This is a genomic window from Sphingomonas immobilis (genome assembly GCF_030580995.1).
GTDB lineage: Bacteria > Pseudomonadota > Alphaproteobacteria > Sphingomonadales > Sphingomonadaceae > Sphingomonas > Sphingomonas immobilis.
In genome coordinates this window covers 192,148-218,692 of record NZ_JAUQSZ010000004.1, presented here as the reverse complement: position 1 = coordinate 218,692, position 26,545 = coordinate 192,148, and the positions used below count along the sequence as shown (strand labels likewise).

The 26,545-nt window shown below is 68.9% G+C and carries 25 protein-coding genes; 20 read left to right on the top strand and 5 right to left on the bottom strand.

The features are described 5' to 3' along the window. Positions 1 to 7 precede the first annotated feature (7 nt). A complete protein-coding gene (locus Q5H94_RS08010; protein WP_304560735.1) occupies positions 8 to 769 on the bottom strand; it encodes a FadR/GntR family transcriptional regulator in 762 nt (253 codons plus the stop codon). After that, complete coding sequence (locus tag Q5H94_RS08005) at positions 766 to 1,590, bottom strand: SDR family NAD(P)-dependent oxidoreductase (protein WP_304560734.1); 825 nt, start codon at positions 1,588 to 1,590, stop codon at positions 766 to 768. The genes Q5H94_RS08010 and Q5H94_RS08005 overlap by 4 nt, the downstream gene beginning before the upstream one ends. Positions 1,591 to 1,700: 110 nt before the next feature. On the opposite strand from Q5H94_RS08005, the gene Q5H94_RS08000 reads away from it, so the two are divergent. The 4 genes from Q5H94_RS08000 (at position 1,701) to Q5H94_RS07985 (ending at position 4,616) form a co-directional block, all read left to right on the top strand. Further along, a complete protein-coding gene (locus tag Q5H94_RS08000) occupies positions 1,701 to 2,843 on the top strand; it encodes an acyl-CoA dehydrogenase family protein (RefSeq protein WP_304560733.1) in 1,143 nt (380 codons plus the stop codon). Between the two features lie 4 nt (positions 2,844 to 2,847). Further along, on the top strand, positions 2,848 to 3,768 hold the full coding sequence (locus Q5H94_RS07995) for an acyl-CoA dehydrogenase family protein (protein ID WP_304560732.1): 921 nt from the start codon (positions 2,848 to 2,850) through the stop codon (positions 3,766 to 3,768). Between the two features lie 55 nt (positions 3,769 to 3,823). Continuing rightward, entirely contained in the window at positions 3,824 to 3,967 is a 144-nt protein-coding gene (locus tag Q5H94_RS07990) for a hypothetical protein (RefSeq protein WP_304560731.1), read from the top strand. Between the two features lie 331 nt (positions 3,968 to 4,298). After that, positions 4,299 to 4,616 (top strand): 2Fe-2S iron-sulfur cluster-binding protein, encoded by a 318-nt coding sequence (locus tag Q5H94_RS07985; RefSeq protein WP_304560730.1) that lies wholly within the window; start codon positions 4,299 to 4,301, stop codon positions 4,614 to 4,616. Positions 4,617 to 4,632: 16 nt separating this feature from the next. Here Q5H94_RS07985 and Q5H94_RS07980 read toward each other — a convergent pair whose 3' ends face one another. Then, on the bottom strand, positions 4,633 to 5,571 hold the full coding sequence (locus Q5H94_RS07980; RefSeq protein ID WP_304560729.1) for an NAD(P)H-dependent flavin oxidoreductase: 939 nt from the start codon (positions 5,569 to 5,571) through the stop codon (positions 4,633 to 4,635). Then, positions 5,568 to 6,713, bottom strand: a complete 1,146-nt coding sequence (locus Q5H94_RS07975; protein WP_304560728.1) for an amidohydrolase family protein — start codon at positions 6,711 to 6,713, stop codon at positions 5,568 to 5,570. Before Q5H94_RS07975 ends, Q5H94_RS07980 begins: the two co-directional genes overlap by 4 nt. A gap of 187 nt (positions 6,714 to 6,900) precedes the next feature. Here Q5H94_RS07975 and Q5H94_RS07970 point away from each other — a divergent pair, with 187 nt between their 5' ends. The 6 genes from Q5H94_RS07970 to Q5H94_RS07945 all read left to right on the top strand — a co-directional run bounded on the left by Q5H94_RS07970 (position 6,901) and on the right by Q5H94_RS07945 (position 15,187). Next, positions 6,901 to 9,360, top strand: coding sequence for a CaiB/BaiF CoA transferase family protein (locus tag Q5H94_RS07970; RefSeq protein WP_304560727.1), 2,460 nt, complete (start codon positions 6,901 to 6,903; stop codon positions 9,358 to 9,360). Between the two features lie 148 nt (positions 9,361 to 9,508). Further along, complete coding sequence (locus Q5H94_RS07965) at positions 9,509 to 10,729, top strand: CaiB/BaiF CoA transferase family protein (protein WP_304560726.1); 1,221 nt, start codon at positions 9,509 to 9,511, stop codon at positions 10,727 to 10,729. 117 nt (positions 10,730 to 10,846) lie between these two features. Beyond that, complete coding sequence (locus tag Q5H94_RS07960) at positions 10,847 to 12,322, top strand: aldehyde dehydrogenase family protein (RefSeq protein ID WP_304560725.1); 1,476 nt, start codon at positions 10,847 to 10,849, stop codon at positions 12,320 to 12,322. Positions 12,323 to 12,348: 26 nt separating this feature from the next. Next, positions 12,349 to 13,617, top strand: coding sequence for a cytochrome P450 (locus Q5H94_RS07955; protein WP_304560724.1), 1,269 nt, complete (start codon positions 12,349 to 12,351; stop codon positions 13,615 to 13,617). A 35-nt stretch (positions 13,618 to 13,652) separates the two neighbouring features. Beyond that, positions 13,653 to 14,399, top strand: a complete 747-nt coding sequence (locus Q5H94_RS07950) for an SDR family oxidoreductase (protein WP_304560723.1) — start codon at positions 13,653 to 13,655, stop codon at positions 14,397 to 14,399. Then, entirely contained in the window at positions 14,396 to 15,187 is a 792-nt protein-coding gene (locus tag Q5H94_RS07945; protein WP_304560722.1) for an SDR family oxidoreductase, read from the top strand. Before Q5H94_RS07950 ends, Q5H94_RS07945 begins: the two co-directional genes overlap by 4 nt. A gap of 4 nt (positions 15,188 to 15,191) precedes the next feature. On the opposite strand, the gene Q5H94_RS07940 is transcribed toward Q5H94_RS07945, so the two are convergent. Then, on the bottom strand, positions 15,192 to 15,857 hold the full coding sequence (locus Q5H94_RS07940) for a TetR family transcriptional regulator (protein WP_304560721.1): 666 nt from the start codon (positions 15,855 to 15,857) through the stop codon (positions 15,192 to 15,194). A 140-nt stretch (positions 15,858 to 15,997) separates the two neighbouring features. On the opposite strand from Q5H94_RS07940, the gene Q5H94_RS07935 reads away from it, so the two are divergent. The 10 genes from Q5H94_RS07935 to Q5H94_RS07890 all read left to right on the top strand — a co-directional run bounded on the left by Q5H94_RS07935 (position 15,998) and on the right by Q5H94_RS07890 (position 26,503). Continuing rightward, positions 15,998 to 17,236 carry a CaiB/BaiF CoA transferase family protein gene (locus Q5H94_RS07935; protein WP_304560720.1) on the top strand — a complete coding sequence of 413 codons (1,239 nt, stop codon included), beginning with the start codon at positions 15,998 to 16,000 and terminating at the stop codon, positions 17,234 to 17,236. Between the two features lie 11 nt (positions 17,237 to 17,247). Next, a complete protein-coding gene (locus Q5H94_RS07930; protein ID WP_304560719.1) occupies positions 17,248 to 17,556 on the top strand; it encodes a hypothetical protein in 309 nt (102 codons plus the stop codon). A 9-nt stretch (positions 17,557 to 17,565) separates the two neighbouring features. Beyond that, a complete protein-coding gene (locus Q5H94_RS07925) occupies positions 17,566 to 19,062 on the top strand; it encodes a class I adenylate-forming enzyme family protein (RefSeq protein ID WP_304560718.1) in 1,497 nt (498 codons plus the stop codon). A gap of 8 nt (positions 19,063 to 19,070) precedes the next feature. After that, complete coding sequence (locus Q5H94_RS07920) at positions 19,071 to 20,060, top strand: enoyl-CoA hydratase/isomerase family protein (RefSeq protein ID WP_304560717.1); 990 nt, start codon at positions 19,071 to 19,073, stop codon at positions 20,058 to 20,060. Next, on the top strand, positions 20,057 to 21,016 hold the full coding sequence (locus tag Q5H94_RS07915) for a CoA transferase (protein ID WP_304560716.1): 960 nt from the start codon (positions 20,057 to 20,059) through the stop codon (positions 21,014 to 21,016). The genes Q5H94_RS07920 and Q5H94_RS07915 overlap by 4 nt, the downstream gene beginning before the upstream one ends. Continuing rightward, positions 21,013 to 22,341: an amidohydrolase family protein gene (locus Q5H94_RS07910; protein WP_304560715.1), complete on the top strand. Its 1,329-nt coding sequence runs from the start codon at positions 21,013 to 21,015 to the stop codon at positions 22,339 to 22,341. Before Q5H94_RS07915 ends, Q5H94_RS07910 begins: the two co-directional genes overlap by 4 nt. Before the next feature lie 72 nt (positions 22,342 to 22,413). Next, positions 22,414 to 23,271 carry an SDR family NAD(P)-dependent oxidoreductase gene (locus tag Q5H94_RS07905; protein WP_304560714.1) on the top strand — a complete coding sequence of 286 codons (858 nt, stop codon included), beginning with the start codon at positions 22,414 to 22,416 and terminating at the stop codon, positions 23,269 to 23,271. A 10-nt stretch (positions 23,272 to 23,281) separates the two neighbouring features. Continuing rightward, complete coding sequence (locus Q5H94_RS07900; RefSeq protein WP_304560713.1) at positions 23,282 to 24,079, top strand: crotonase/enoyl-CoA hydratase family protein; 798 nt, start codon at positions 23,282 to 23,284, stop codon at positions 24,077 to 24,079. Position 24,080: 1 nt separating this feature from the next. Further along, positions 24,081 to 25,136, top strand: a complete 1,056-nt coding sequence (locus tag Q5H94_RS07895; protein ID WP_304560712.1) for a DUF7065 domain-containing protein — start codon at positions 24,081 to 24,083, stop codon at positions 25,134 to 25,136. Further along, positions 25,133 to 26,503 carry a phosphotransferase family protein gene (locus Q5H94_RS07890; RefSeq protein ID WP_304560711.1) on the top strand — a complete coding sequence of 457 codons (1,371 nt, stop codon included), beginning with the start codon at positions 25,133 to 25,135 and terminating at the stop codon, positions 26,501 to 26,503. The genes Q5H94_RS07895 and Q5H94_RS07890 overlap by 4 nt, the downstream gene beginning before the upstream one ends. Positions 26,504 to 26,545: the final 42 nt, after the last annotated feature.

Genomic DNA, 26,545 nt, shown 5'->3' with positions numbered 1-26,545 from the left:
AGAGCGATTACGCAGCGCTGCCGAGAATGTCGATAATGGCGTGCCGGTCCTGGCCGGCGAGCCAGAAGTCCGCCGAATTGACCAGATGCGTGCGCCAGTGCGCCTCGGCACCGGCGGCGTCGCCCGTCTCGATCAGGCGGGTGAGCCGCGCGATCGAACGCACGCCGCGGCTGCGGAATTCGAGCGCGGCGGCATCGGGCTCGACCGGCTCGGCATGGCGGTCGCGGTTGCGTTGATGCGTTTCGAGCAACGTCGCGATCGTCGCTGCGGTCAGCGCGAGCATCTGGTTGCCGGTCAGCGCGACGAGGCGCTGGTGGAAGCGGGCGAGGGCGCCTGCCAGATCGGTCCAGGCGCGCGCATCGACCAACGCCGCGAGCTCGGAATGCGCGGCGCGCAGGTCGGCGATGTCGCGGCGGTCGCGGCGCCTGGCCAGCAGCGCGGCGGCGAAGGGCTCGAACGCCTCGCGCGCTTCGTAGAGTTGCTCGATCGTCGCGCCCGCCGCCTGCAGCGTCTGTCCCGTCACGCGCGCGGCGCTGTCGGGGGCGGGGCGCAGGGGGCGCACGCCGCTGCGCGACCCATGGCGCACCTCGATCAGCCGTTCGCTCTCCAGCACGCGGAACGCCTCGCGCAGCGTAGGCCGCGACACGCCGAAGCGCGCCATCAGCGCGGGCGTGCGATCGACCGGGCGGCCGGCGATGATCTCGCGGCGCAGCGTCTCCGCGATGGTCTCGGACGCGCGACGCTTGGGCAGGGGAGGGGCCTCGCTCATCCGCCCGCCGCCTCGCGCGCCTCGGCATCGCGATTGGCCTTGTAGAGATAGGTCAGCACGCCGACCGGGATGCGGCTGCCGCCCGTCACCTGCACCACCGTGCCGCTCGTCCACGACGATTCGTCCGATGCGAAATAGACGGCGAGCGGGCCGACATCGTCGACCTCGCCCAGACGGCGCAGCGGCACCGTCTCGATCTGGCGGCGGCGGCGGCTTTCGGAGGTCATCGAGGACGAGCTTTCGGTCAGCACCACGCCCGGCGCGATCGCGTTGACGCGGATGCCGAGGTGCCCCCATTCGACCGCCATCGTCGCGGTCAGGTTCTCGACGCCGGCTTTGGCCGCGCCGTAATTGCCGGTCATCGGGCAAGGCTGCGAGCCGGAGCGCGACGAGATGTTTATGATCGATCCGCCTCGCGTCATCGTCCGCGCGGCGGCCTGCGCGGCGAAGAACGTCCATTTGAGGTTGAGATCGACGACCGCATCCCACTGCCGCTCGTCCATGTCGATCAGCGGCCCGACATCGCCTGGCGACGCGCTGCCGGCATTGTTGACCCAGCAATCGATATAGCTCCGCCCGCCAAGCGCCAGCGCCGCCGCGACCACTTCGGCAATGCCATCGAAACTCATAATGTCAGCAGGCACCACCGCAACATCCGCGCCGAGCGCGCGCAATTCGGCCGCAGTCTCCTCCAGCGGAGCGAGGCTTCGCCCGGTAATGACCACGTCCGCGCCGGCCTGCGCCATCGCGCGCGCGATACCGCGGCCGATGCCGCGCCCGCCACCTGTCACCACCACCGTCTTGCCGCTGAGCGAGAACATGCATCGTCTCCTGTATGTCTTTAATGGATACCTTCTGCTCTTGACATGGAAACCCTGTCAATGTCTGTTGCGCGCCGAGCCGCAGCAGAATCGGCGCGGAGGAGAGTGGCATGGAATTCGCCTGGACCGAGGAACAGCAGGCCTATCGCACCCGCGTGAAGGGGGCGCTCGACGAGCTGCTGCCCGACGATTGGGACAGCCACTACGCGCCGCAGGGCTATGGCTCGGCTGACCAGATCAACTTCAGCCGGGAGTTCTGCCCCAAGCTCGCCGAGCGTGGGCTGCTGGTGCGGCACTGGCCGGCGGAATGGGGCGGCGAGAGCGCCGATCCGTGGGAGCAGTTCATCCTCGCCGAGGAGATGAAGTGGCGCGGCGAACCGCGCGGGCCGCAATATATGAACGTCAACTGGCTCGGCCCGGTGCTGATGAAATACGGCACGCCCGAGCAGCAGGAGGAGCATCTCGGCCGCATCCGCCGTGGCGAGGTGATCTGGTGCCAGGGCTATTCGGAACCGGGCGCAGGCACCGACCTCGCCGCGTTGCAGACGCGCGCCGAGCGCAAGGGCAACGGCTATGTTGTCAACGGCCAGAAGATCTGGACGAGCTATTCGCGCCTCGCCGATTTCTGCTTCCTGCTCGCGCGGACGGGGCAGGGTCGCAAGGACATCTCGATCTTCCTCGTGCCGATGGATACGCCGGGCATCGAAGTGAAGCCTTTCCCCGGTCTGGTCAGCGACGGGCATCTCAACGAAGTGTTCTTCACCGATGTCGAGGTGCCGGGCAGCGCCCGCGTCGGCGAGGAGGGCAAGGCCTGGGACATCATCACTTACGCGCTCAGCTTCGAGCGCGTCGGCATCCCGCGCTATCACGTCGGCAGGAAACTGCTCGACAAGGCCATCGCCCAGCTAGCGCGCGAGGGCAGGGGAGACGATCCCGTCATCAAGGCGCGCGTCGGGCGGATCGTCGCCAAGTTCGAGGCGGCACGGCTCCTGACCTATGTCGTCGTGGATCAGCGCGCGAAGGGGGCGGGGCCGAGCGTCGACGCCAATATCAGCCGCATCACCGCGTCCGAGGCGTGTACCGATCTCACCAATTTCCTGATCGAATACGTGCCCGATTGCCTGACGACGGGCGATCCCGTGCTGCGCGAATTTCACCGCGGCAACATCGCCGCGACGATCGCGGCCGGCACCTACGAACTTCAGCTCAACCTGATCGCGCGCGGCGCGCTCGATCTGCCGCGAGGAAACTGACGCGATGGATATGGAATTGACGGGCGAGCAGCGCCTGCTGGTCGAGGCGGTAGAGGCGCTCGGCAGCCGCTGGCAGGCGATGCCGCCGGGGCACGAGCGCGATTACGCGCATTACGAAGCGAACCTGCAAGGCGCGCTGGCCGAGGGCGGCTTCCTGCGCGCCGGGCTCGACATGGGGATGCTCGAGGCGGCGCTGGTTGCGATCGAAGTGTCGCGGTTGCCGGTGGTGACGAGCGTCGGCGCGTCGGCGCTGGTCGCAGCCGTACTGACGGGCGACGTCCCCGATGGTCCGCTCGCGATCGTCGGGGGCGACTGGCGCAAGGCGCAGCGGATGCTGCCGGTGGCGACGCACGCGCTCGCGCTGCACGGCGAGCGCGCGCTGCTGCTCGATCTGGCCGGCGTTGCGGTCGCGCCGGTCGCCTCGGTCTATGCCTATCCCTACGGCCGCTTCGCCGCCGAACCCGACTGGTCGGCCGCGACCGATATCGGCGACGCGGCGACGCTGCGGCAATGGGCGCGCGTCGCCATCGCCTGCGAGGCGGCGGGCGCGGCGGAATCGGCGGTGGCGGTAACGGTCGCGCACGTGAAGGAGCGTTTCGCCTTCGGCCGCGCGATCGGCAGCTATCAGGCGGTGCAGCACCGGCTCGCCCAATGTCATCAGATCGCGCGCGCGATGCGCTTCCTCGCGCTGCACGCGGCCTGGTCGGGCGAGGCGACGGCGGCGGACATCGCCGCGACCTATGCGCAGGATCACGTCAACAAGCTCGCCTTCGATCTCCACCAGTTCAGCGGCGGCATGGGCGTGACGTGCGAATATCAACTGCACTTCTTCAGCTATCGCCTGCGCGCGCTGCAGGGCGAACTCGGCGGGGCGGACGGTGCGGCGAGCGGCGTGTACGACCGGCTGTGGGGCGCAGCCGCCTGAGTCGCATCGATCGCGGGCGCGGCGCGTTGATGGCGCATGCAGACGGAGAGACGCGATGACCGATCAGACCAGCCAGCCGCCCGAAGTCGACACCGACGAGGAAAAGCGCGCCGCGCTCGCCAGGGCCGAACGCGAGCAGGGCGTCGTCGATCAGCAGGCCGCGAGCGCCATACCGGCCGAGAAAACGCCGGCGCAATAACTCTCGTCAGGAGCGAGGGCTCCAAAATCCCCTCAGAGCCTTGCTGAGCGCTTTTTGCTTCAAGGGTATCCCTGCGCACGGCTGTAAGCCGGTTTGCCGCTGTGCGCGGCTCTGAGGGGATGCTTTTTCGAGTCGCACCTTGCCCGCGTTCGGTACCGTGCGCATTTCTCGAACGATAGACCGTTGTCGGCGCGCTTTTTCGAATGCTCCGCTCAAATCCATGTGCGGAACAAGAATCCGCTTTTGTTCGGATTGGCGCAACACTAAGGTCATCTCGTACCAGAGAGCGCTTTTCCGCGAACCGGCGGCCGGCGACAGGGGAGGGAACCACATGACGACCATCGCAGTGATCTTGCGCGACGGAACCGAACAGCATCTGCCGGCACAGTCCGGCTTTTCGGTAATGGAAACGATTCGCGACGCCGGCATCGACGAGATGCTGGCGCTGTGCGGCGGTTGCTGCAGTTGCGCGACGTGTCACGTGATCGTCGATCCGGCCTGGATCGATGCGGTCGGCGGGCCCAGCGCCGACGAAAGCGATCTGCTCGACAGCTCCGATCACCGCGTGGCGACCTCGCGGCTGTCGTGCCAGATCGCCATCGCGCCGGAACTCGACGGCCTGCGCGTCACGATCGCCCCGGAGGACTGACCGCCGGGACTAACGCTCAGCCCGCCGCGCGATAGTCCGCCTCGAGCCGGTCGACCAGTTCGGCGACGGTCGGGATATCGTCGATCTGGCCGACACCGTGGCCGCCGCTCCAGATATCGCGCCACGCCTTCAGCTCTTCGGGAATGGTCGGCTGGAGGAAACCCTGCGTCGGCGGCAGGTTCGCCGGGTCCAGCCCGACGCGCTCCAGCGATCCGCGCAGGAAGGTGGCGGACATGCCCGAGATCCGGTCGGTGGTGATGACGTCCATCATCTTCTGCCCGACCAGCAGGTCGCGATATTCCGGCCCGGCCATCGATTCCTGCGTCGCGACGAAGCGCGTGCCCATGTAGGCGAAATCGGCGCCGAGCGCCTCGGCCGCGCGGATGCCGCGCCCGTCGCTGATCGCGCCCGCCAGCAACAACGCGCCGTCGAACTGGCGGCGCGCCTGCGGCACGAAGGCGAAGGGATTGGCGGTGCCGGTGTGCCCGCCCGCGCCCGCCGTCAGCAGGATCAGCCCGTCGACGCCTTGCTCGGCTGCCTTGGTGGCATGGCGCAGCGTCGCCACGTCGTGAAAGACGAGGCCGCCGTAAGCGTGGACCTTCGCCACCACCTCACCCGGCGGGCCGACGCTGGTGATGACGAGCGGCGGCTGATACTGTTCGATCAGCGCGAGATCGGCGACGAAGCGTGGCTCGCCCGCGCCGCGCACGATCAGGTTGACGGCATAGGGCGCGATGACGGCGGCGGGGTCTGCGGCCCGCGCATCGGCCAGCTCCTGCTCGATACGCTGCAGCCACGCCTCGAAATCCTCCGCGGTGCGGGCGTTCGCGCTCGGGAACGATCCGATCACGCCCGCCTTGCAACAGGCGATGACGAGATCGGGGCCTGACATCAGGAACATCGGCGCCGCGATCACCGGCAGGCGGATGCTCGCCCGCAATTCCTCCAGCGTCATGCGGCGACGGCTCCGGCCACACTCAGGCCCGCGCGCTTGAGGCCGAACAGCCGGGCTGCGTTGAGCCCGACGATATCGGCCTTCTCGCCTTCCGAAATCTCGATCCCGTCGAACAGTTTCGACAGCACGAACGGCGTGTTGGGGAAGGTGCCCTCGGCGTGCGGATAGTCCGAACCCCACAGGAACGCCTGATGCCCCACCACCGATCGCGCCATGATGCAGGCGCGGTCGTACTGGAACGAGCAGGCGACCTGATCGCGGATGATCTCGCTCGGCATCCGGTCGAGCTTGGGGCGCACCATCATGTAATGCGCGTCGTAGACCTCGTCCATGCGCTCGGCGACGGCGGGCAGCCAGCTCGCGCCCGATTCGATGCAGGCGATGCGCGCGCCGCGGTGCCGGTCGAGCATCCCGCCCGCGACGAGCATCATGATCGCGTCGGCACCGTCGTTCATCTGCCGCGTATAGTTCATCACCGCGCCGCCCGCGCCGCGGTGGACGACGACATCCTCCTGGCCTGTGCCGGTGTGCAGCACGAAGACGATGCCGAGCTCGGCGGCGAGCGCGAACACCGGATCCCACACCTCGTTATTGTAGGTCGGCACGCCGGCGGGCATCACCACCGGCAGCATCGCCGTGGTGAAGCCGAGCGAGGCCAGCCGCTTCAGTTCGAGCGCGGTGTTGCCGAGATCGCGCACCGGCAGCACGCCGCAGCGCACGAACACGTCGGTATGCGCGCGGAAGAAAGCGTCGTGCCAGTCGTTGTAGATCTGGCAGGTGGCGAGCTCCGCCTCGGGATCCTCGATATGATAGGTCCACAGCGCGAGGCTGGGAAAGACGATCTCGGCGTCGATCCCTTCCGCGCGCATGTCGGTCAGGCGGCCCTCGATATTGTTATGGCCGAGCGCCTTGCGCGCGGGCTGTTCTCCCGGCGCGAGCTTGCGCGTCGCGGTCGCCTCCATATCGGCCATGTTGGGGCGCATCCGCATGCGGTGGATGATCTTGTCGCCGCTGACGGTGCAGCGGAAATCGTCGCGCACCTCGCTGCGGATCGCGTGGAAGGCCAGCGACTTGGGCAGGTTGGCGGTAAAGAGATCGGCGGGCTCGACGATGTGGCCATCGGCGCTGAAAACGAAGCTCATATCCTGTCCTCTCCTCTGTTTACCCGCCCTGACGGGCGCGCGATACAGGTTCCTCTATGCGGCATGTGGATTGGTTGATCCCCCGCGGTATGCCGGATAGAGAGAGATAATAACAGTGCGGTGTCAACCGATGTCGAGGCGCCGGCGCGCGACCCGACAGGGCGCGGCGGGTGAGAGGGCGAAGGCTTTGACGCAGCAGACACAGGCGTTGGCGGGTTTGCGCGTCATCGACTTTTCCGACACGCGCGCCGGGACGCAGACCAGCCAGCTGTTCGCCGATTTCGGTGCCGAGGTCATCCTGGTCGAACGGCCCGGCGGCAGCGCGCTGCGCCGCGACGGCGCGTGGCCGTTCTGGGGGCGGGGCAAGCAGAGCATAGAACTCGACCTCAAGGCACCTGACGACCTGCAGGTCGCGCAGCGGCTGGCGGGCAGCGCAGACGTGGTGATCGAGAGCTTCCGGCCCGGCGTCGCCGACCGGCTCGGCATCGGCTATGCGACGCTGGCGGCGGGCAATCCGGGGCTGGTCTACGCTTCGATCAGCGGCTTCGGGCAGAGCGGGCCGCTGGCCGGTCTGCAGGGCTACGAGGGCATCGTCATGGCGACCTTCGGCGCGATGTCCGCCTTGTCGACGCTGTCGCCGGGCGACGGGCCCGGTTTCGCCTCCGCCGCATATTGCGCCTTCGCCACGAGCCAGCTTGCGGCGCAGGGGATCCTCGCTGCGCTCTACGAACGCGGCAAGAGCGGCGCGGGGCAGCGCGTCGAGACCTCGCTGGCCGAGGGCCTTACGGTCTATGACACCTTCAACTGGTTCTCGCGCGTCGTCGCCAGCCGGTTCCAGGACAGCTTCACGCAGACGCCGGTATCGGCAAACGGCGTTCCCAGCGGCGGCCTGTCGTTCCGCCTGCTGATCGCGCTCACCAAGGATGGCCGCTGGCTGCAATTCTCTCAGACCGTCGATCGCCTGTTTCGCGCGATGATGGCGATGTTCGGCCTCACCTGGATGTTCGACGATCCCAGATGGAAGACCGCGCCGGACTTCGACGACGTGGATACGCGACGCGAATTCTGGGAAATTCTGCTCGCCAAGGTACGCGAAAAGACGGTTGCGGAATGGGCGGCGGAATTCGATCGCGACCCGAATGTCTGGGGTGAATTGTTCCGCAAGGGCAGCGAATTGCTCGATCATCCCCAGATGATGTGGAACGGCATGACGCACGAGACGGCGGATCGTGACGTCGGTGCCTTGCGGATGCCGGGGCCGATGATCCGCGCCGACGCCACGCCCGCGCGGATCGGCGTGGCCCCGCGGCTCGGCGAACATGCGGCGGCGCTGCGCCGGATCGCCGAGGCGCTGTCCGATCCCGCGCCCGGCGGCACCGCGCCGCCCGCCGTCCGTGCGAAACCGCCGCTCGACGGCGTGACGGTCATCGAGCTCGGCACCTATTACGCCGCCCCGTACGGCGCGACCCTGCTCGCCGAACTCGGCGCGCGCGTCATCAAGCTCGAACAGCCTGACGGCGATCCCCACCGCAACATGCTGCCCTTCCCCGAAGTGTCGGGGATGAAGGTGCTGCAAGGCAAGGATTGCGTGGCGATCGACCTGCACGGCGATGCGGGCCGCGCCGTCGCGCACGCCATCATCGCCAAGGCCGACATCGTGCTGCAATCGTTCCGCGCGGGCGTCGCCGAGCGGCTGGGGCTCGACGCGGCGACGCTGCACGCGATCAACCCCGGCCTGATCTACCAGAGTGCGCCGGGCTACGGCGAGAGCGGGCCGTGCGGGCATCGCCCCGCCTTCGCGCCGACGATTGGTGCTGCGGCCGGGCTCGCCTGGCGCAATGGCGAGTCGGTGATCCCCGAAGGCCCCGATCTTTCGCCTGCGGAGACCAAGGCGGCGGCGCTGCGGCTGGCGGCGGCGGTGATGGGGGTCGGCAATGCCGACGGCCTCTCGGCGGCGAGCGTCGCGACGTCGATGCTGCTCGGGCTCGTCGCGCGCCAGCGCGGGGCAGGGGGGCAGGTGCTGTTCACGTCGATGCTGTCGAGCGCCGCGCACGCGCTGGCGGAGACGATGGTCGAATATGATGGCGTCGCCCCGCCCGATCGTGCCGATGCGATCGTGCAGGGCTTTCATGCGCTCTATCATCTCTACAAGGCCGCAGACGGCCGCTGGCTGTTCCTCGCCGCACCCCGCCAGCGCGAGTGGGAACGGCTGTGCGGCGCGCTGCCGGGCGGCACGGCCCTGCGCGACGATGCGCGTTTTGCGACGATGGCATCGCGGCGCGACCATGACGCGGCGCTGCTCGACGCGCTCGCGGAAACCTTCGCGACCCAGCCGGCGGCAGCGTGGGAGGCGCTGTTGCGCGCCGCCGACGTCGCCTGTGTGGTCTGCGCGCCGGGGCCGGTCGAGGCCAATTATCTCGACGCCGGAAGCGTGGGCCAGCAGCTCGGGCTGGTGACCGAGACCGACAATCCGTTCCTCGATCGCGTCCCGCGCCTGAAAGCGCTGATGCGCTTCTCGCGATCGGAAACCGTGGCGGGGCCGGCCGGGCTGGTCGGGCAGGATACCGACCGCGTGCTCGCCGATTTCGGCTATGACGCTGCCGAGATCGCACAACTCGGCGAGCGCCACGTCGTCGTCCAGAATTGAGTCGCCGCGCGCTGCCGTTTCCGCCGCAGGCTGCACGACCGGAGTGGCGCGAAGAAATGACGTTTCATCACTTGTTGCGCTGACGGCGTACGGTATGATCGCAGTCTGAAAAGCGGCCCATGAGAGCGCGGCTAACGGAGAGCGAACGATGTACGACGTGATGGCGGGTGTCCGCGTGATCGAGGTGGCGGAACATACGTTCGTGCCGGCGGCATCGATGATCCTCGCTGACTGGGGTGCCGACGTCATCAAGATCGAGCGCACCACCGCGGGTGGCGATCCCGGCCGCAATCTGGCGATCCCCAATTCCGGGCGCGACGGGCGCAATATGTTCTTCGAGGCGGGCAATCGCGGCAAGCGTTCGCTGGCGCTCGATCTGACGCAAGCGGAGGGCCGCGCGATCCTGCGCCGGCTCGTCGAGACGGCGGACGTGTTCATCACCAACCTGCGCGCCGATGCGCGCGCCAAGCTCGGCATCGAACCGGCCGATATCGCCGCGATCAACCCGCGCATCGTCTATGCACGCGGCACCGGCTATGGCCTGCGCGGGGCGATGGCGAACGACGGCGGCTTCGATTTCCCCTCGTCCTGGTGCCGCTCCGGCTCGGGCTACATGCAGACGCGCCCCGGCCTGGAGCCGCCGCAGCAACCGGGATCGGTCGGCGATCTCGGCGGCGGGGCGACGCTGGCGGGGGCGGTCGCGGCGGCGCTGTTCCGGCGCGAGCGGACGGGGCAGGGCGCGGTGGTCGACAATGCGCTGTATCTGTTCGGCATCTATCTGATGTCGCAGTCGATGGCGGCGGCGGGCATGGGGCTGGATCGCGGGCCGAACGGCGGCCGCGACGAGGCGTTCAGCGCGATGGTGAACCTGTACCGCACGAAGGACGACCGCTGGATCTCGCTGTGCCTGCTGATGGATCGCTGGTGGCCCGATCTGCTCCAGCATCTCGGCCGCACCGATCTGCTCGACGATCCGCGCTACAAGGATGCCGCCGCCCGGTTCGAGAACCGCCGCGCGCTGATCCGCGAGTTCGACGAGGTGTTTCTCGCGCACGATTTCGCCTGGTGGAAGGACAAGCTCGCCACGCTCGAAGGCGTTTGGGCGCCGCTGCAGAGCCCGGCCGAGGTGATCGCCGACCCGCAGGCGCTGGAAAACGGCTTCATCACGCGCATCGAGGACGGCGACGGGCAGGGCTATCTCGGCGGGGCATCGCCCGCGCAGTTCGACGAGCGCCCGATCGGCGCGCTGCGCACCGCCCCGCGCTACGGCGAGCATACCGGCTCGATCCTCGCCGAGCTGGGCATCGCGGGGGAGGAAGCGGCGGCGCTGCACGGTGCCGGCATCGTCCGCCTGCCCGACGCGGCCTGACCCGTGATCATTTCTCGGTGCCGTTACAATTTTCAGCTATTGTTCGGCATCATGTTACAGTAAAGCATCTATGTAACGACGGCCCGACAGAGTCGCGGCACGCTTGGAGAGGACAGCATGACGATTCTGAAGAACAGCAAGGCGCTCTACATCAACGGCGAATGGATGAGCACCGACCAGCTCGAGGCAGTGCTCAATCCGGCGACCGAAGGCGTGCTCGGCGAGGCCCCGGTCGGCGGCCCGGCGCATGTCGAGGCGGCGCTCGCCGCTGCCTACGAAGCCTTCCACAAGGGTCCGTGGCCGCGCCTTCCGCAGCGCGAGCGCCAGGCCAAGATGACCGAGTTCCTCGACGCGATCGAGCGCCGCGCGCCGGAGATCATCAAGCTGATCGTGGCGGAGGCCGGCGCGACGCAGATGCTCGCGCAATATCTGCAATACGGCATCCCGATGCAGCACGCGCGGCACATGGTCGAGATCTCGTCGCGCCCGGCGATCACGCCGCTGCCGGTCGAAACCACGCCCAATGCGCAGGGCACGCTGACGCTGGGTGCTGGCGTGATGGCGCGCGATCCGGCCGGGGTGGTCTCGGCGATCACGCCGTACAATTTCCCGTTCTTCCTCAACATCGGCAAGATCGTGCCCGCGATGGTGGTCGGCTGCACCGTGGTGCTCAAGCCGTCGCCCTACACGCCGTTCGAGGCGCTGATCCTGGGTGAGATCGCGGAGGAAGTCGGGCTGCCCAAGGGCGTGCTCAACATCGTGACCGGCGGGATCGAGGTCGGCACCGCGCTCACCACCGATCCGCGCGTCGATCTCGTCAGCTTCACCGGCTCCGACAAGGTCGGCGCGATGATCCAGGCGCAGTCGGCGCCGACGCTCAAGCGCGTGCTGCTCGAACTCGGCGGCAAGTCGGCGATGATCGTGCGCCCCGACGCAGACATCGTCGCGGCGGCGCAGAACGGGCTGATGGGCTTCACCATCCACTGCGGCCAGGGCTGCGCGCTGCTGACGCGGCACGTCGTCCACAATTCGATCCGTGCGCAGTACGTCGCGGCGGTGAAGGACATGCTGCAGCATGTGAAGGTCGGCGATCCCGCCGATGCATCGGTCGGGATGGGCCCGCTGATCCGCGAAGTGGCGCGCAAGCGCACCGAGGATTACGTCCAGATCGCGCTCGATCAGGGGGCGACCCTGGTGTCGGGCGGCAAGCGGCCGGCGGGGCTCGACAAGGGCTTCTTCCACGAGCCGACCTTGTTCGACAACGTCCACAACAGCCACCGCATCGCGCAGGAGGAGGTGTTCGGCCCGATCGGCGTCGTCATCGGCTACGACACCGACGAGGAGGCGATCGAGATCGCCAACGACAGCGAGTTCGGTCTCTCGGGCTCGGTGTTCTCGGCGGACGTCGGCCGCGCCTATGAGATCGCGCTGCAGATCCGCACCGGCGGCGTCTCGATCAACGGCGGCGGCGGCCGCATGTCGAGCCACGCGCCGTTCGGTGGCATCAAGCGCTCGGGCTATGGCCGCGAATACGGCATCGAGGGCCTGAACGAATTCACCACCATCAAGACGATCAGCTTCAAGGGCGGTTGAACCCCCCGCGAGGCAGGAGAGACGACATGACCGATCTCATGGAAATCATGATGAGCCCGCCGCCGGAAGAGCCGGTGCATCTCGACGTCGAGGCACCCGCGCACGTCCCGCGCGAGTTGATCCGCGATCTGCGCAATTTCCAGGGTCAGCTGCCTAACAGCTGCCCCGATCCCTATATCCACACCGAGCGGCTGCGCGAGGCGGACATTCCGCCGGTCATGTGGTCGCCGTTCCCGTCGACCTGGATTGTCGGCGGACACTGGGTGCTGACCGGGTACAAGGATTGCGCCAAGGTCTATCAGGACGGCGAGACCTATGGCTCGCATGGCCAGGCCGATTTCCAGAAGCTGATCGGCGAGGACTTCAAATGCATCCCGCTGTCGTTCGACGGCGGCGAACATTCGTCCTACCGGCGTTTCCTCAACCCCTGGTTCACCCCCAAGGCCGTGGGCGAGATGGACGCCGATATCCGCGCGCTCTGCGACGAGATGATCGACGAATTCCTGGCGAAGGGCGGCGGCGATTTCGCCTATGATTTCGCGCGCGTGTTCCCGGTCAAGGTGTTCTTCAACTTGATGGGCTTCCCGCATGCGGTGCTCGATCAGTTCCTCGCCTGGGAATATGAGATCCTGCATACGCGCGATTTCGAGCGGATGGGGGCGGCGACCGCGTCGGTGCTGGCGTGGCTGCGCGATTTCATCACGGAAAAGGAAGCGAGGCCCGACGACAGCCTGACCTCGAAGATCGTCAACGGCACGATCGACGGCAGGCCGCTGACCGCCGACGAGAAGATCGGCACGATGTTCTTCCTGTGGCTGGGCGGGCTCGATACGGTCGCCTCGACGCTGGGGCAGATGTTCCGCCGGCTCGCACTCGACCACGGCCTGCAGCAGCGGCTGCGCGAGAATCCCGCGCTGATCCCCGGCGCGATCGAGGAATTCCTGCGGATGCAGCCGCTGGTCTTCTCGATGCGCCAGCTCAAGAAGGACCAGGTGCTGCACGGCGTCGAGATGAAGTCGGGCGACTGGGTGCAGGCGCTCACCTCGGTCAGCAATTTCGATCCCGAGACCTTCAAATGCCCGCGCGATTTCGATCCCGAGCGCAAGGGCAACCGTCACTTCACGCTGGCGAGCGGCGCGCACCTGTGCATGGGCGCGCATCTGGCACGGCAGGAGATGAAGATCGCGCTCGAGCATTGGCTGCGCCGCGTGCCGATGTTCAGCATCGCCGACAGCGATGACCAGATGGTATCGCCCGGCCTGATGTCGGTGACGAACCTCCACATCGCCTGGTAAGCCCCCGTAAAAAACACAAGACTGGAGAGAGATCGATGCGTTTCGAGAACAAGGTCGCCGTCGTCACCGGCGCGGGGCAGGGAATCGGCGAGACCTATGCCAAGCGGCTCGCCGCCGAGGGCGCGAAGGTCGTCGTCGCCGAGCTCAACGCCGAGCAGGGCCAGCGCGTCGCGTCCGAGATCGGCGATGCGGCGATCTTCGTGAAGACCGACGTGGCCGATCCCGCCTCCTGCGCCGCGCTGGCCGAGGCGACCAAGGCCGCGTTCGGCGGTGTCGACTATCTCGTCAACAACGCCGCGATCTTCGCGGGCATGCGCTACGAACCGTTGATGTCGGTCGATCTCGACTATTACCTCAAGTTCATGGCCGTGAACCTGCACGGCGCGCTCTACGTCACGCGGGCGATCGTGCCGCTGATGGAGGGGCGCAAGGGTGCCGCGATCGTCAACCAGTCGTCGACCGCCGCCTATCTCTCGGGCTCGGCCGGCGCCTATTACGGCATCTCGAAACTCGGCACCAACGGCCTGACGATGAGTCTCGCCGCCGAACTCGGTCCCAAGGGCATCCGTGTCAACGGCGTCGCGCCCGGCCCGACGCTGACCGATGCGATGCGCCAGGTCGATGCGAAGATCATCGAGGGCATCGTCGCGCAGATGCCGCTCGGCCGCCTCGGCGACACCAACGAACAGGCCGACGCCGTGCTCTTCCTGCTGTCCGACGCGGCCGGATTCATCACCGGCCAGACGCTGTGCGTCGACGGCGGCATGATCCGCAAGCCATGAGCCTCGCCGGCAAGGTCGCGATCGTCACCGGCGGGTCGAAGGGAATGGGCAGCCGTTTCGTCGATGCGCTGGTGGCCGAAGGCGCGAAGGTGGCGATCTTCGCGCGCGCCTCGGCGGAGGCCGATGCGCTGGCGGCGCGGCACGGCGATGCCGCCGCCGCGTTCGATTGCGACGTCGCCGATGCGGCGGCGGTGGAGCGCAGCATCGCGGCGGCGGTCGCGCGCTTCGGGCGGCTCGACATCCTCGTCAACAACGCCGCGCTGTTCCATCCCTTCCTGCTCGAGGAAGCGACCAGCGCGCAGGTCGAGCGGCATGTCGGCGTCAACCTGCTCGGGCCGATCTGGTGTACGCGCGCGGCGATCCCGCATCTGCGCGCCAGCCGCGGCCATATCGTCAACATCAGTTCCGAATCGGTGCGGATGCCGTTCCCGTTCCTCAGCGTCTATGCGGCGACCAAGGCGGGGCTGGAAACATTGTCGCAGGGCCTGCGCGACGAGCTGCGCGAGGATGGTATCCGCGTCACCGTGCTGCGCTCCGGTTCGGTGGCGGGCAGCACCGGCGGCGCGCATTGGGATCCCGAAGTGGTGCCGCGCTTCTTCGCGACGATCCAGCGCACCGGCCATGCCGCCTTCACCGGCCACAGCGTCGAACCCGAAACGATGGCCAGAACGCTGATCGCGGTGCTGACGCTTCCGGCCGACGTCAGCGTCGATCTGATCGAGGCGCGCGCATCGCAACCCGCCAACGAAACGTCGCTGGCCCGGGCGAGCGCCAATCGCGCCGAGTGACGTTTCAGCCGGCGGTGTCGTCCTGGATCGGCCAGCCGAACGAGGCCGCGATCGTATGCGCCGCCGCTTCGCGCATCTGGGCGAAGGTGATGACGCCGCCGTTGCTGTCGTAGACGCGGGCGAGCGCGCCCAGGCGCTCGAGCATCATCAGCACGGTGCCGCCGCTGGCATAGGGAAAGACACGGCGCGAAACCCGGCCTTCCCGCTGCGCCAGCTCGATCTTGTGGACCATCGCCAGGATCAGCGGGCGAATCGATTCCTCGCGGACGCGGATGAAACGAATGTCGCCCTCTTCGGCGGCGAGGTTGCGCGTGCGCATCAGCGCGCGGTGCGCGCCCCAATAGGCGAGATAGTGATCGACCATCTCGACCGCGCGATCGTGGCTGTTGGCGCGCGTCCATTCGGAATTGACCGTGGCGATGATCTCGGGCGTGCTTTGCGTCAGCTCGGCCGAAGCGGCGAGCGCGACCTCGATCACATTGTCGAAATACACGTAGAAGGTCGCCGCCGACGTGCTCGCCGCCTGCGTGATGTCGACCACCTTGAGGTCGCGCAGCGGGGTGGTGGCGAGGAGCTCGACGGTGGTATCGATGAGCTTGCGCCGGGTCCGCCGGCCCTTCGAGCCCATCATCTGGCCGCTCTGATTCAACTCCGGCGTCGCCAACGTCAACGAATAGCCCCTCGTAACTTTCCCAAACACCTATACACATCGGTTTACAGCGCGAAAGCGCCGCGATAACAGGATTGACGGATCGTCAGTTATTCGCGCGGGCGACTCTCGCGCGGCATAGGCGGCAGGAGAGGAAGAAGATGACGCAGGTAATGAAGGGCGTCCGCGTTCTCGAGATCGCGCAGTTCACCTACGTGCCCGCGGCGGGCGCGGTGCTGGCCGATTGGGGTGCGGACGTGCTCAAGATCGAGCACCCGGTTCGCGGCGATGCGCAGCGCGGCATCCAGATGCTGCAACGCCTCGCAGTCAATCCGCAGCGCAGCGCCTTGATGCAGCACCCCAATCGCGGCAAGCGGTCGGTCGGGATCGATGTCTCCACGGCGGAGGGGCAGGAGCTGATCTACGAGCTGGCCAAGTCCTGCGACGTGTTCCTCACCAATTATCTGCCCAGCCAGCGGCAGAAGCTGAAGATCGATCTCGAACATATCCGCGCCGCCAATCCCGACATCATCTACGTCCGCGGCTCGGCCTTCGGCGACAAGGGGCCGGACCGGGAAAAGGGCGGTTTCGATTCGACTGCCTTCTGGGCGCGCGGCGGATCGGCCAAGCTGGTGACGCCGCCCGAACTCGGCGGCCCGCTGCTGCAGCCCGGCCCGGCGTATGGCGACACGATCGGCGGCATGAACATCGCCGGCGGCATCGCCGCCGCGCTGTTTCACCGCAAGAATACCGGCGAGACGACCGAGGTCGACGTGTCGCTGCTGTCCTCCGGCATCTGGGCGACGGCGTGCAGCATCGACGTGGCGATGGAGCTGAAGTCCGATCCGTTCCAGGCGCAGATGCCCGGCGGCGGCGCGCAGGTCGGCACCAATCCCTTCATGGGCGTGTTCGAAACCGCCGACGGCGGGCACATCAACCTCACCGTGCTGAAGCCCGGTCCCTATATCCGGGACACTTTCGAGCATCTCGACCTCGCTCACCTGGTTGACGATCCGCGCTTTTCCACCGACACCGCGCTGATGCAGGAAGCGAATGCCGCACTGGCCCATGCCGAAGTGACGCGCGCCATCAAGGCGCGCCCCTTCGCGTGGTGGATCGAACGGCTCAAGACGCTGAAGGGCCAATGGGCGCCGTACCAGACCGTCCACGACGTCGCGTCGGATGAACAGGTACTTCAAAACGACTTGATCTTCGAGGTCGAATCGGCTGATGGCGGGCCGCCGATCCGGCTGGTCGCCAATCCGGTGCAGTTCAACCGCGCCAAGGTGGAGACCGTCCGCGCGCCCGAACCGTCGGAGCACACCGAGCTTGTGCTGATGGAATTGGGCATCGACTGGGACCGGATCGAACAGTTAAAAGCGATCGGTGCGGTCGCGTGATGGAGAAGGACATGGAGTTGAAGCCCGGTTCGCGTTGGAAGAGCGCGGTTTGCACGAGCGAAGTCGTGGTGGTGCGCCCTCCCAAGACGCCGGTGAGCCTGGAATGTGGCGGGCAGCCGATGGTCGCGCTGGCCGCGACGGCACCCGAAGGCCTCGAACTCTCGCCGGACTTTTCCGGCGGCACCGCGGTCGGCAAGCGCTATTTCGACGAGGCGGCGGGGCTCGAAGTGCTCGGCAGCAAGGCCGGCAAGGGCTCGCTCGCGATCGACGGCAAGCCGCTCAACCTGAAGGAAGCCAAGGCGCTTCCCGCTTCGGACTGATCCATCGCCATGCAGATTTCGCTCCTGCTCGAAATGGCCGCCGAGAGTTTTCCCGACCGGCCGATGCTGTCGGGCCCGGACGGCCCCGTTCTCGGTGAGGAAGTGCTGGCGCGCGCGCGCGGCGGCGCGGCCTGGCTGGCGCAGCAACCGGGCAAGACGCTCGTCTTCTGCGGCCTGAACGGCCCGACGCTGCCCGTCGCCCTGTTCGCCGGCTCGCTGGCGGGGATGCCGTTCGCGCCGGTCAATTACCGGCTGGCGGATGCCGATCTGCGCAAGCTGCTCGCGCGCACCGCGCCGTCGGTCGCGATCGTCGATGCCGACATGGTGGCGCGCGCCGAGGGGATCGAGGGCGTGACCGTCGTGACGCGCGAGGCGTTCGACGCCGCCTGTCTCGATCCCGCCAACCGCGCGGCGGAGATCGAGCCGAGCGAGCAGGACATTGCCGTGCTGCTGTTCACCAGCGGCACCACCGGCGAGCCCAAGGCGGCGGTGCTGCGCCACGGCAACCTTACCTCCTACGTCGTCTCGACGGTCGAGTTCATGGGCGCCGAAGAGGGCGAGGCCGCGCTGATCAGCGTGCCGCCCTATCATATCGCCGGCATCTCCGCGATCCTGACCGGCATCTACGGCGGGCGGCGGCTCGTCTATGTGTCTGCCTTCACGCCCGAAATCTGGGTCGATACCGCGCTTGGCGAGGCGGTGACGCACGCGATGGTGGTGCCGACGATGCTCGGCCGCATCCTCGATGTGCTCGATGCGCGCGCGATCACGCTGCCGACGCTGCGCGCGCTCTCCTATGGCGGCGGGCGGATGCCGCTGCCGGTGATCGAGCGTTCGCTGGGGCTGCTGCCGCACGTCGATTACGTCAACGCCTACGGCCTGACCGAGACGAGCTCGACCGTGGCGGTGCTCGGCCCCGACGATCACCGCGAAGCGATCTCCTCGCAGGATCCCAAGGTGCGCGCGCGGCTCGGTTCGGTCGGCCGGCCGCTGCCGACGCTCGAACTCGAGATCCGCTGCCCCGACGGCAAGCCCGTCCCGGCGGGCGAATCCGGCGAGATCCACGTCCGCGGCGAGCAGGTGGCGGGCGAGTACCTCCACAAGAAAGTGCTGTCCGACGACGGCTGGTTCGCGACCAACGACGCGGGCTATCTCGATGAGGCCGGCTATCTCTACGTCGAGGGTCGGCTCGACGACGTGATCGTGCGTGGCGGCGAGAACATCTCGCCCGGCGAGATCGAGGACGTGCTGCGCGCGCATCCCAGCGTCCGCGACGTCGCCGTGCTCGGCCTGCCCGACGATCAATGGGGCGAGCGCGTGGCGGCGGTGCTGGTGTGCGACGACGCACCGGCGATCGCCGAGCTGGCGGCGTGGGTGAAGGCGCGGCTGCGCTCCACCAAGACGCCCGAGACCTGGGAATTCCGGGCCGAGCTTCCCTATAACGAGACCGGCAAGTTGCTGCGCCGCGTGCTCAAGGTCGAGCTGACGACGCGGGTCGCCGCCTGAGCGCGGCCTTGGCCGCGATCGATCATCTCGAGGCGGAAGCCTTTTCGGCACTGGGCGAGCGGCCGATCGTCTGGATCGACCTTGCCGACGCGGGTGCGCCTGCGCGGGCCCGCGCCCTGTCGCGCGACACTACGGCGATCGTCGGCGGGATCGACCGCGCGGGCGCCGTGCCGGTCGTCGAACCCGACGCTTTCGACCTTCTGCTGACCACCCGCCCTGCCGCGCCCGCGCCGTGGGTGACGGTGCGCGATCCGCTGGCGGCCGCGCAGGCGATCGCCGCGGCGGTGGCGCGTGCGCCGATCGCGGCGGCGGCGGCGGCGCGCGTGTTGCGGATCGGTGCGGGCCTGCCGTTCGGCGATGCGCTGCAACTCGAATCCTTCGCCTATTCGACCTTGCTCGGCGGGGCGGCGTTCCGCGCGTGGCGCGCGGCGCAACCCGATCGTGCGATGCCGGTGGCGGCAGGCCCGCCCCTCGCCGTTGCGCGCGACGGCGATGTCGTGACGATCACGCTCGCGCGGCCTGAAAGCCGCAACGGCATCTGCGCGGGGATGCGCGATGCGCTGCACGAGGCGCTGTGCGCGGCGCTGGACGATCCGTCCTCTCCGTGCGTCGTGCTGCGCGGGGAGGGGGCGTGCTTCTCCACCGGCGGCGTGCTGGCGGAATTCGGTACGGCGACCGATCTCGCGCAGGCCGATGCGGTGCGGATGCTGCGCTCCTGCGCGCTGCGCCTGCACGAACTGGGCGACCGCGCGACGGCGATGCTGCACGGCGCGTGCATCGGATCGGGGATCGAGATTCCCGCCGCCGCCGCCCACCGCTTCGCCGCGCCCGGCAGTTTCTTCCAGCTTCCCGAACTCGGCATTGGCCTGATGCCGGGCGCGGGCGGCACGGTGAGTGTCGCCCGCGCGATCGGGCGGCACCGCACCGGCTACATGCTGTTGAGCGGCCGCCGCATTCCGCGCGACGTGGCGGCGGGCTGGGGGCTGGTCGCGGCATGAACCGCGCGCTCGCCCTGGCGGATCGGCTGTGCGGCGACATCGCGCGCCACGGCGTCCAGCTCGATCCGCGCGCGACGCTCGATCGCGGCGATGCGGTCGCGCTGGCGCGGCCCGGCCGGCGTTCCGCCAATCGCCACGCGCGGCTGGTGCGCGCGCAGGACGGCTGGCTCGCGGTCAATCTCGCGCGGGGCGAGGATATCGAACTCGTGCCTGCCTGGCTGGGACGCCCGGTACGCGGCGACGCATGGTCCGCCGTGACGCGCGACGTGCGCGGCATGACGGCTGTGGAGGCGCGCGACCGGGCGGCATTGCTCGGCCTGCCCGTTTCGATCGTCGGCGAAGCGCCGCCGCGCCTGCCCAAGCCGCCGGTGCAGGCAGGCGGACACCCCCGCGCCGCGCCGCGCGTCCTCGATCTGTCGAGCCTGTGGGCCGGGCCGCTGTGCGGCGCGATCCTCGCCGCCGCCGGGGCCGCCGTCACCAAGATCGAAAGCGCCGCCCGCCCCGACACGACCGCGCGCAGCGCCCCCGCGCTCGACCAGAGTCTCAACGGCGCGAAAGCGCGCCAGCGGCTCGACTTCGCGCAACCCCGCGACCGCGCGCGCCTCGCCGCCCTGATCGCCGAGGCGGATGTCCTCATCACCAGCGCCCGCGCCCGCGCCTTTGTAGCGCTCGGGCTGGACCGCGATACGGTGCTGGCCGCCAACCCCGCGCTGATCTGGGTGGCGGTGAGCGGTCACGGTTGGGACTCGCCGCGTGTCGCCTTCGGCGACGACGCCGCCGCTGCGGGCGGGCTGGTGCGCTGGAGCGCGAGCGGTGCGCCGGAGTTCCTCGGCGATGCCGTCGCCGATCCGCTGACCGGGCTTGCCGCCGCCGCCGCCGTGCTGGGCGCGCTCGCGGGCGGCGCGAGCGGCTTCATCGATGCCGCCATGGCGGGCGTCGCGGCCTCGGCGCCGTGAGCCGGCTGCTGCTTCGCGGCGTCGAGGTCGACGGCGCGGCCTGCGACGTGCTGATCGCCGACGGGCGCGTCGCCGCGATCGGCCGCGACCTGCCGCGAGAGCGCGACGAGATCGCCGGGCGGGGCGGCGCGCTGATCCCCGGCCTCGTCGATCACCACATCCATCTGCTCGCGACCGCAGCCGCGGCGGAGTCGATCGATCTGTCGGCGTGCGAGACGCTGGACGCGGTGGCGGGCGAGATCGCGCGCATCGCCGCGACACGCCCGGCCGGAAGCTGGCTGCGCGCGACGCGCTGCCCCGCGCCGGTCGCCGAACGGCTCGACCGGCATGTGCTGACGCGCATCGCCCCCGCGCACCGTCTGCGCGTGCTCGATCGCACCGGCGCCTTGTGGGTGCTCAACGATGCGGCGCTGGCGGCGGCCGGCGAGATCGCCGGGCTGGAGCGCGATAGCGGGCGGCTGTGGCGCGGCGATGCGGCGCTGCGCGCGGCGATCGGCACGGTCGTCCCGCCGCTCGCGCCGCTTGGCGCGCGCCTCGCCGCCTGCGGCGTCACCGCCGTCACCGACGCGAGCGTCACCACCGATGCGGATGCGGCGGCGATCCTGACGGGCGCGATCCCGCAGCGGCTCACGCTGATGAGCGGCGGTGCGCTGTCGTCCCCGGCAGACGGTGCTTTCGCGGTCGGGCCGGTCAAGATCGTCCCCGACGAACGCGCACCGCCCGATCTCGACGCCTTCATCGCCCGCATCGCCGATGCGCGCGCCTGGGGCCGGGCGGTCGCGGTACACTGTGTCACGGCGTTCGAGCTCGCGCTGACGCTGGCGGCGTTCGAAGCGGCGGGCACCCGGCCGGGCGACCGCATCGAACATGGCAGCGTGATCCCGGCCGACGCGATCCCGGTGATCGCCGCGCTCGGCCTGACGGTGGCGACGCAGCCGGGCTTCGTCGCGGCGCGCGGCGACGCCTATCTGCGCGATGTCGCGGCGGGCGAGCACGCCGATCTCTATCGCTGCGCCAGCCTGATCGCGGCGGACGTGCCGGTGCTCGGCAGCTCGGACGCGCCCTACGGCCCGCTCGATCCGTGGGCCGCGATGCGCGCGGCGGTGACGCGCGAGACGGCGGCGGGCGTCGTGCTCGGCGCGGACGAGCGGATCGCCCCTGCGCAGGCGCTGCGCCTCTACACCGGCGGCACCAGCGTGCGCGTGGGGATGGCGGCGGACCTCTGCCTGCTGCGCGTCGGCCTGGCCGCGACGCTCGACGCGCTCGATGCGCAAAACGTCGCCGCCACGCTGATCGGTGGACGGGCTGTCCACTTATCAATCTAGGTGTACTTGGTAACGAGAAACGGTAAAGGATCGTATGCCGCGCTGCAGCGACGGACGAAGGAGAGGACGGACATGGCGATCGCCATCGACCTGAACGGGCAGGCCGCACTCGTCACCGGCGGGGGCGGCGGCATCGGCCGCGCGATCGCGCTGCGGCTGGCGGCGGCGGGCGCCGACGTCGCGGTCGCCGACATCGTGCCGGAGCGCTGCGAGGAAGCCGCCGCGCGCATCCGCGAGGCGGGCCGCAAGGCGCTCGCGATCCCGACCGACGTGATGGACAGCGAACAGGTCCGCGCCGCCGTCGCGCAAACCCACGCCGCGTTCGGCCGCTTCGATATCCTCGTCAACAATGCCGGCGGCGTGTCGCGGCGCGATTTCGTCGATCAGTCGGAGCGTAGCTGGCAGCGGCATATCGACATCAACATGACGAGCATGCTCGCCGCCATCCACGCCGCCGCGCCGCTGATGGTGGCGGGCGCGCGCGGCGGATCGATCGTCAACGTCAGCAGCATCGAGGGCACGCGCGCCGCGCCGGGCTTTGCGGTCTATGCCGCCTGCAAGGCGGGGATGGAGAGCTTCACCAAATCGATGGCGATCGAGCTGTCGCAGCACGCGATCCGCGTCAACGCCATCGCGCCCGATCATACCGTGACGCCCGGCAACCGCGGCAATCGCAGCGGCCCGGTCGATCCGGCGAACTGGAAGGAACCCGGCGCAGAGGCGCAGGATGCGATGAACCGCCTGGTCCCGCTGGGGCGCGAAGGCGTGGATGTGGAATGCGGGGACGCCGCCGCCTTCCTCTGTTCGCCGCTCGCCTGCTACATCACCGGCGTGGTGCTGCCGGTCGATGGCGGCACCGCCGCGGCGGCCGGCTGGCACCGTGACCCAGACGGCGCCTGGACGCTCGCCCAGGGCCTGAAATTCGGCTGAAGGAGCCTCCATGTCGATCATCACCACCGAACGGCAGGGGCCGATCGCCATCCTGCGGCTCAACCGGCCCGATCTGATGAACGCGCTCGGCGCGCCCGGCGACGGCGAGGCGATCCAGGCCGCCTGCGCGGCGCTCAATGCCGATCTGGCGGTGCGCTGCGTGATCCTCACCGGCGAGGGCCGCGCCTTCTCGGCCGGCGGCGACGTGAAGGCGATGGCCGATCCCAACGGCTCGTTCTCGGGCACGGGCCTCAAGATCCGCAACCATTACCGCGACAACATCCACCGCGCCGCGCGCGCGCTCTACGGGCTCGACATGCCGGTGATCGCCGCGGTCAACGGCGCGGCGATCGGGCTGGGCTGCGACGTGGCGTGCATGGCCGATATCCGCATCGCGTCGGACAAGGCGAAGTTCGGCGTGACCTTCCTCAAGCTCGGCCTCGTCCCCGGCGACGGCGGATCGTGGCTGCTGCCGCGCGTGATCGGGGCGAGCCGCGCGGCAGAGCTGTTCTTCACCGGCGACGTGATCGACGCGCAAACCGCCGCCGACTGGGGCCTCGTCAGCCGCGTCGTGCCGCACGACACGCTGCTGGACGAGGCGCTGGCGCTCGCCACGAAGATCGCCGCGCTGCCGCCGCATTCGCTGCGCCTGACCAAGACGTTGCTGCGCCAGGGCCAGAACACCAGTTACGATACCGCGCTCGACATGGCCGCCTTCGCCCAGGTCAACGCGCACGCCACCGCCGATTACCGGGAGGGCGTCGCCGCGCTGATCGACAAGCGCCCGCCCGACTTCAAGGGAGAATGAGATGACCGACGATCCGAAGCTCGTGTTCCGGCCCGAGGACGATTGCTATCATCAACTCTCCGACGATCCTTACGAGACCGAGACCAACTGGTGGTCGTTCAACATCCCCGAACGCAAGATCGCCTGCTGGATCCACACACCCTATTATCCCAATCGCAAGACGGTGACGTGGCGCATCTTCGTGTGGGACGATCAGGGTATCGAGCCCGGCCGCCTCGCCTATTACAAGAAGGTCGAGGAAGCGCCGATGCCGGACGATCCCGATCTGCGCGACATCACTTTCCCGAACGGCGGCTACAGCCTCAAGATGCTCGAGCCCGGCATGAAATATCACCTTGGCTATGAGGACAAGGAGCGCGGCTTCGCGCTCGATTTCACGCATACCGGCGTCCACCCGCCGCACCGCTTCCGCCCCGGCGAACCGCCCTTCGTGCAGACGCCGCATTTCGATCAGCTCGGCCATGTGATCGGCACGATGACGCTGCGCGGCGAGAAGATCGCGATCGACGGCGTCGGCGTGCGCGATCGCACCTGGGGCCCGCGCGGCGGCCCGTACCAGACCAGCCAGAAGAAGCACGCGCCCGACAGCAACCGCGTCAAGCATCCCGGCGGGCCCTTGTGGCGCCAGATCGAGCGCGAGCGCGGGCGCGGGCGGATCGATTACATCTACGGCCACAGCCTGGATTTCCAGACCGGCTTCCTCGGCTTCGTGCGGATGCAGGATGCCGATGCCAAGGGCTGGGCGCCGATGAACGTCGGCTGGCTGCTGAAGGACGGCGTGTTCGGGGAGATCGACAAGGAAAAGTCGAAGATGCTCAACTTCCGCGATCCGGTCGCGGGCTGGAACAGCCACATGCTCGTCGATCTGTACGACGAGACCGGCCGCCGGCTGGAGGCGGAAGGGCAGTCGGTCAGCCGCATGAGCGAGGGCGGCTACGGCCTCAACCAGTTGATGCGCTGGGAAATGGACGGGCGCATCGGCTGGGGCGAGGATCAGGACGTGTGGGTGGGCGATCATTTCGCGCGGATGCTCAACGCGCTGAGGACGACGCGGTGAGCGATCTCGCTGCGTTGCTGCCGGACGGCCTGTTCGCCGCGGTCGAGGCGGCGGCGGGCGCGACCATCACCGCCGTCCGCCCGCGCGGCGGCGGCGGTGCCTCGCGTGAGGGGGCGGAGCTGACGCTCGCCTTCGCCGACGGGCGCAGCGCGGACGCCTATATGAACTACGACGTCCACCGCGCAGGCGCCGGCGACGATGCCGCCTTCCTGCGCGAGGCCGCGATCCTGCGCGCGCTGTCCGGGCCGTTCGCGGGGTCGGGCGTCGCGACGGCGCGCTTCATCGCGTCGATCCCCGAATTGCGCGCGCTGGTGGCCGAAAAGGTCTCGGGCGATTCCAATTTCCAGCTCGTGAAGAGCGATCCCGCGCGCCGCGATGCGATCGCCGCCGATTTCATGGCGCAGCTAGCGGCGCTCCACCGCGTCGATCCGCACGGCGTCGCGGGCGTGCCCGCCCCCGCCAGCGTGCGCAGCCAGATCGAGGCGCGCATCGCCGACATCCGCGAGAACAACGCCGCGACCGGCAACCCGCTGATCCATCTCGCCGCCGACTGGCTGGCGGCGAACATCCCGCCGGAGCCGGAGCGGATGGTGGTCGTCCACGGCGATGCCGGCCCCGCCAATTTCCTGTTCGCGGGCGACAAGGTGACGGCGCTGCTCGACTGGGAGCTGGTGCATGTCGGCGATCCGATGGCCGATCTCGCGATGATCTGCCTGCGGATGCTGTTCCAGCCGTTCGTGCCGCTGCCCCAGGCCTTTGCCGCGTACGAGGCGGCGGGCGGTGCGCCGGTCGATCTGGCGCGCGTGCGCTACTGGCGGCTGCTGTTCCAGGCGGGCTTCTCGAGCCGCTCGCGCCATGATGACCCGACCGCGCCGCCGCCGCCCAATCTCGGCATGAACATGGTCTATTCGATGGTTCACAGGCGCGTGCTGGCCGAGGCGCTGGCCGAGGCGAGCGGCATCGATCTCCCGCCCGTCGCCATGCCCGATGCGCCGGAGGGGCCGCACGCGCGCTCCTTCGCCATCGCGCTCGACGATCTGCGCGACATGATCGTCCCGCGCCTGTCGGATCAGCAGGCGGCGGTGAAGGCCAAGGGCCTCGCCCGGCTGGTCAAATGGTGGCGCGATATCGAACGGTTCGGGCCGGGCTTCGCGGCCGTCGAGGTCGCGGAATTGTCGGCGGCGCTGGGCAGGCCGTTCGCGACGCTGGGCGAGGCGCGCGCCGCACTCGCGGCGGCGGTGGCGGGTGGTGCCATCGCGCAGGAAACGGCGGTCCGCCTGTGCCACGCCGGCGTCGTGCGCGATTCTGCGCTGATGGCGGACGCGATGGGCGGTCTGGCCAGCACACGCTTCGCACCGCTCACCTGATCTCACCCCGATCCTGCATTGTCACGAGTGACACTTTGCCGG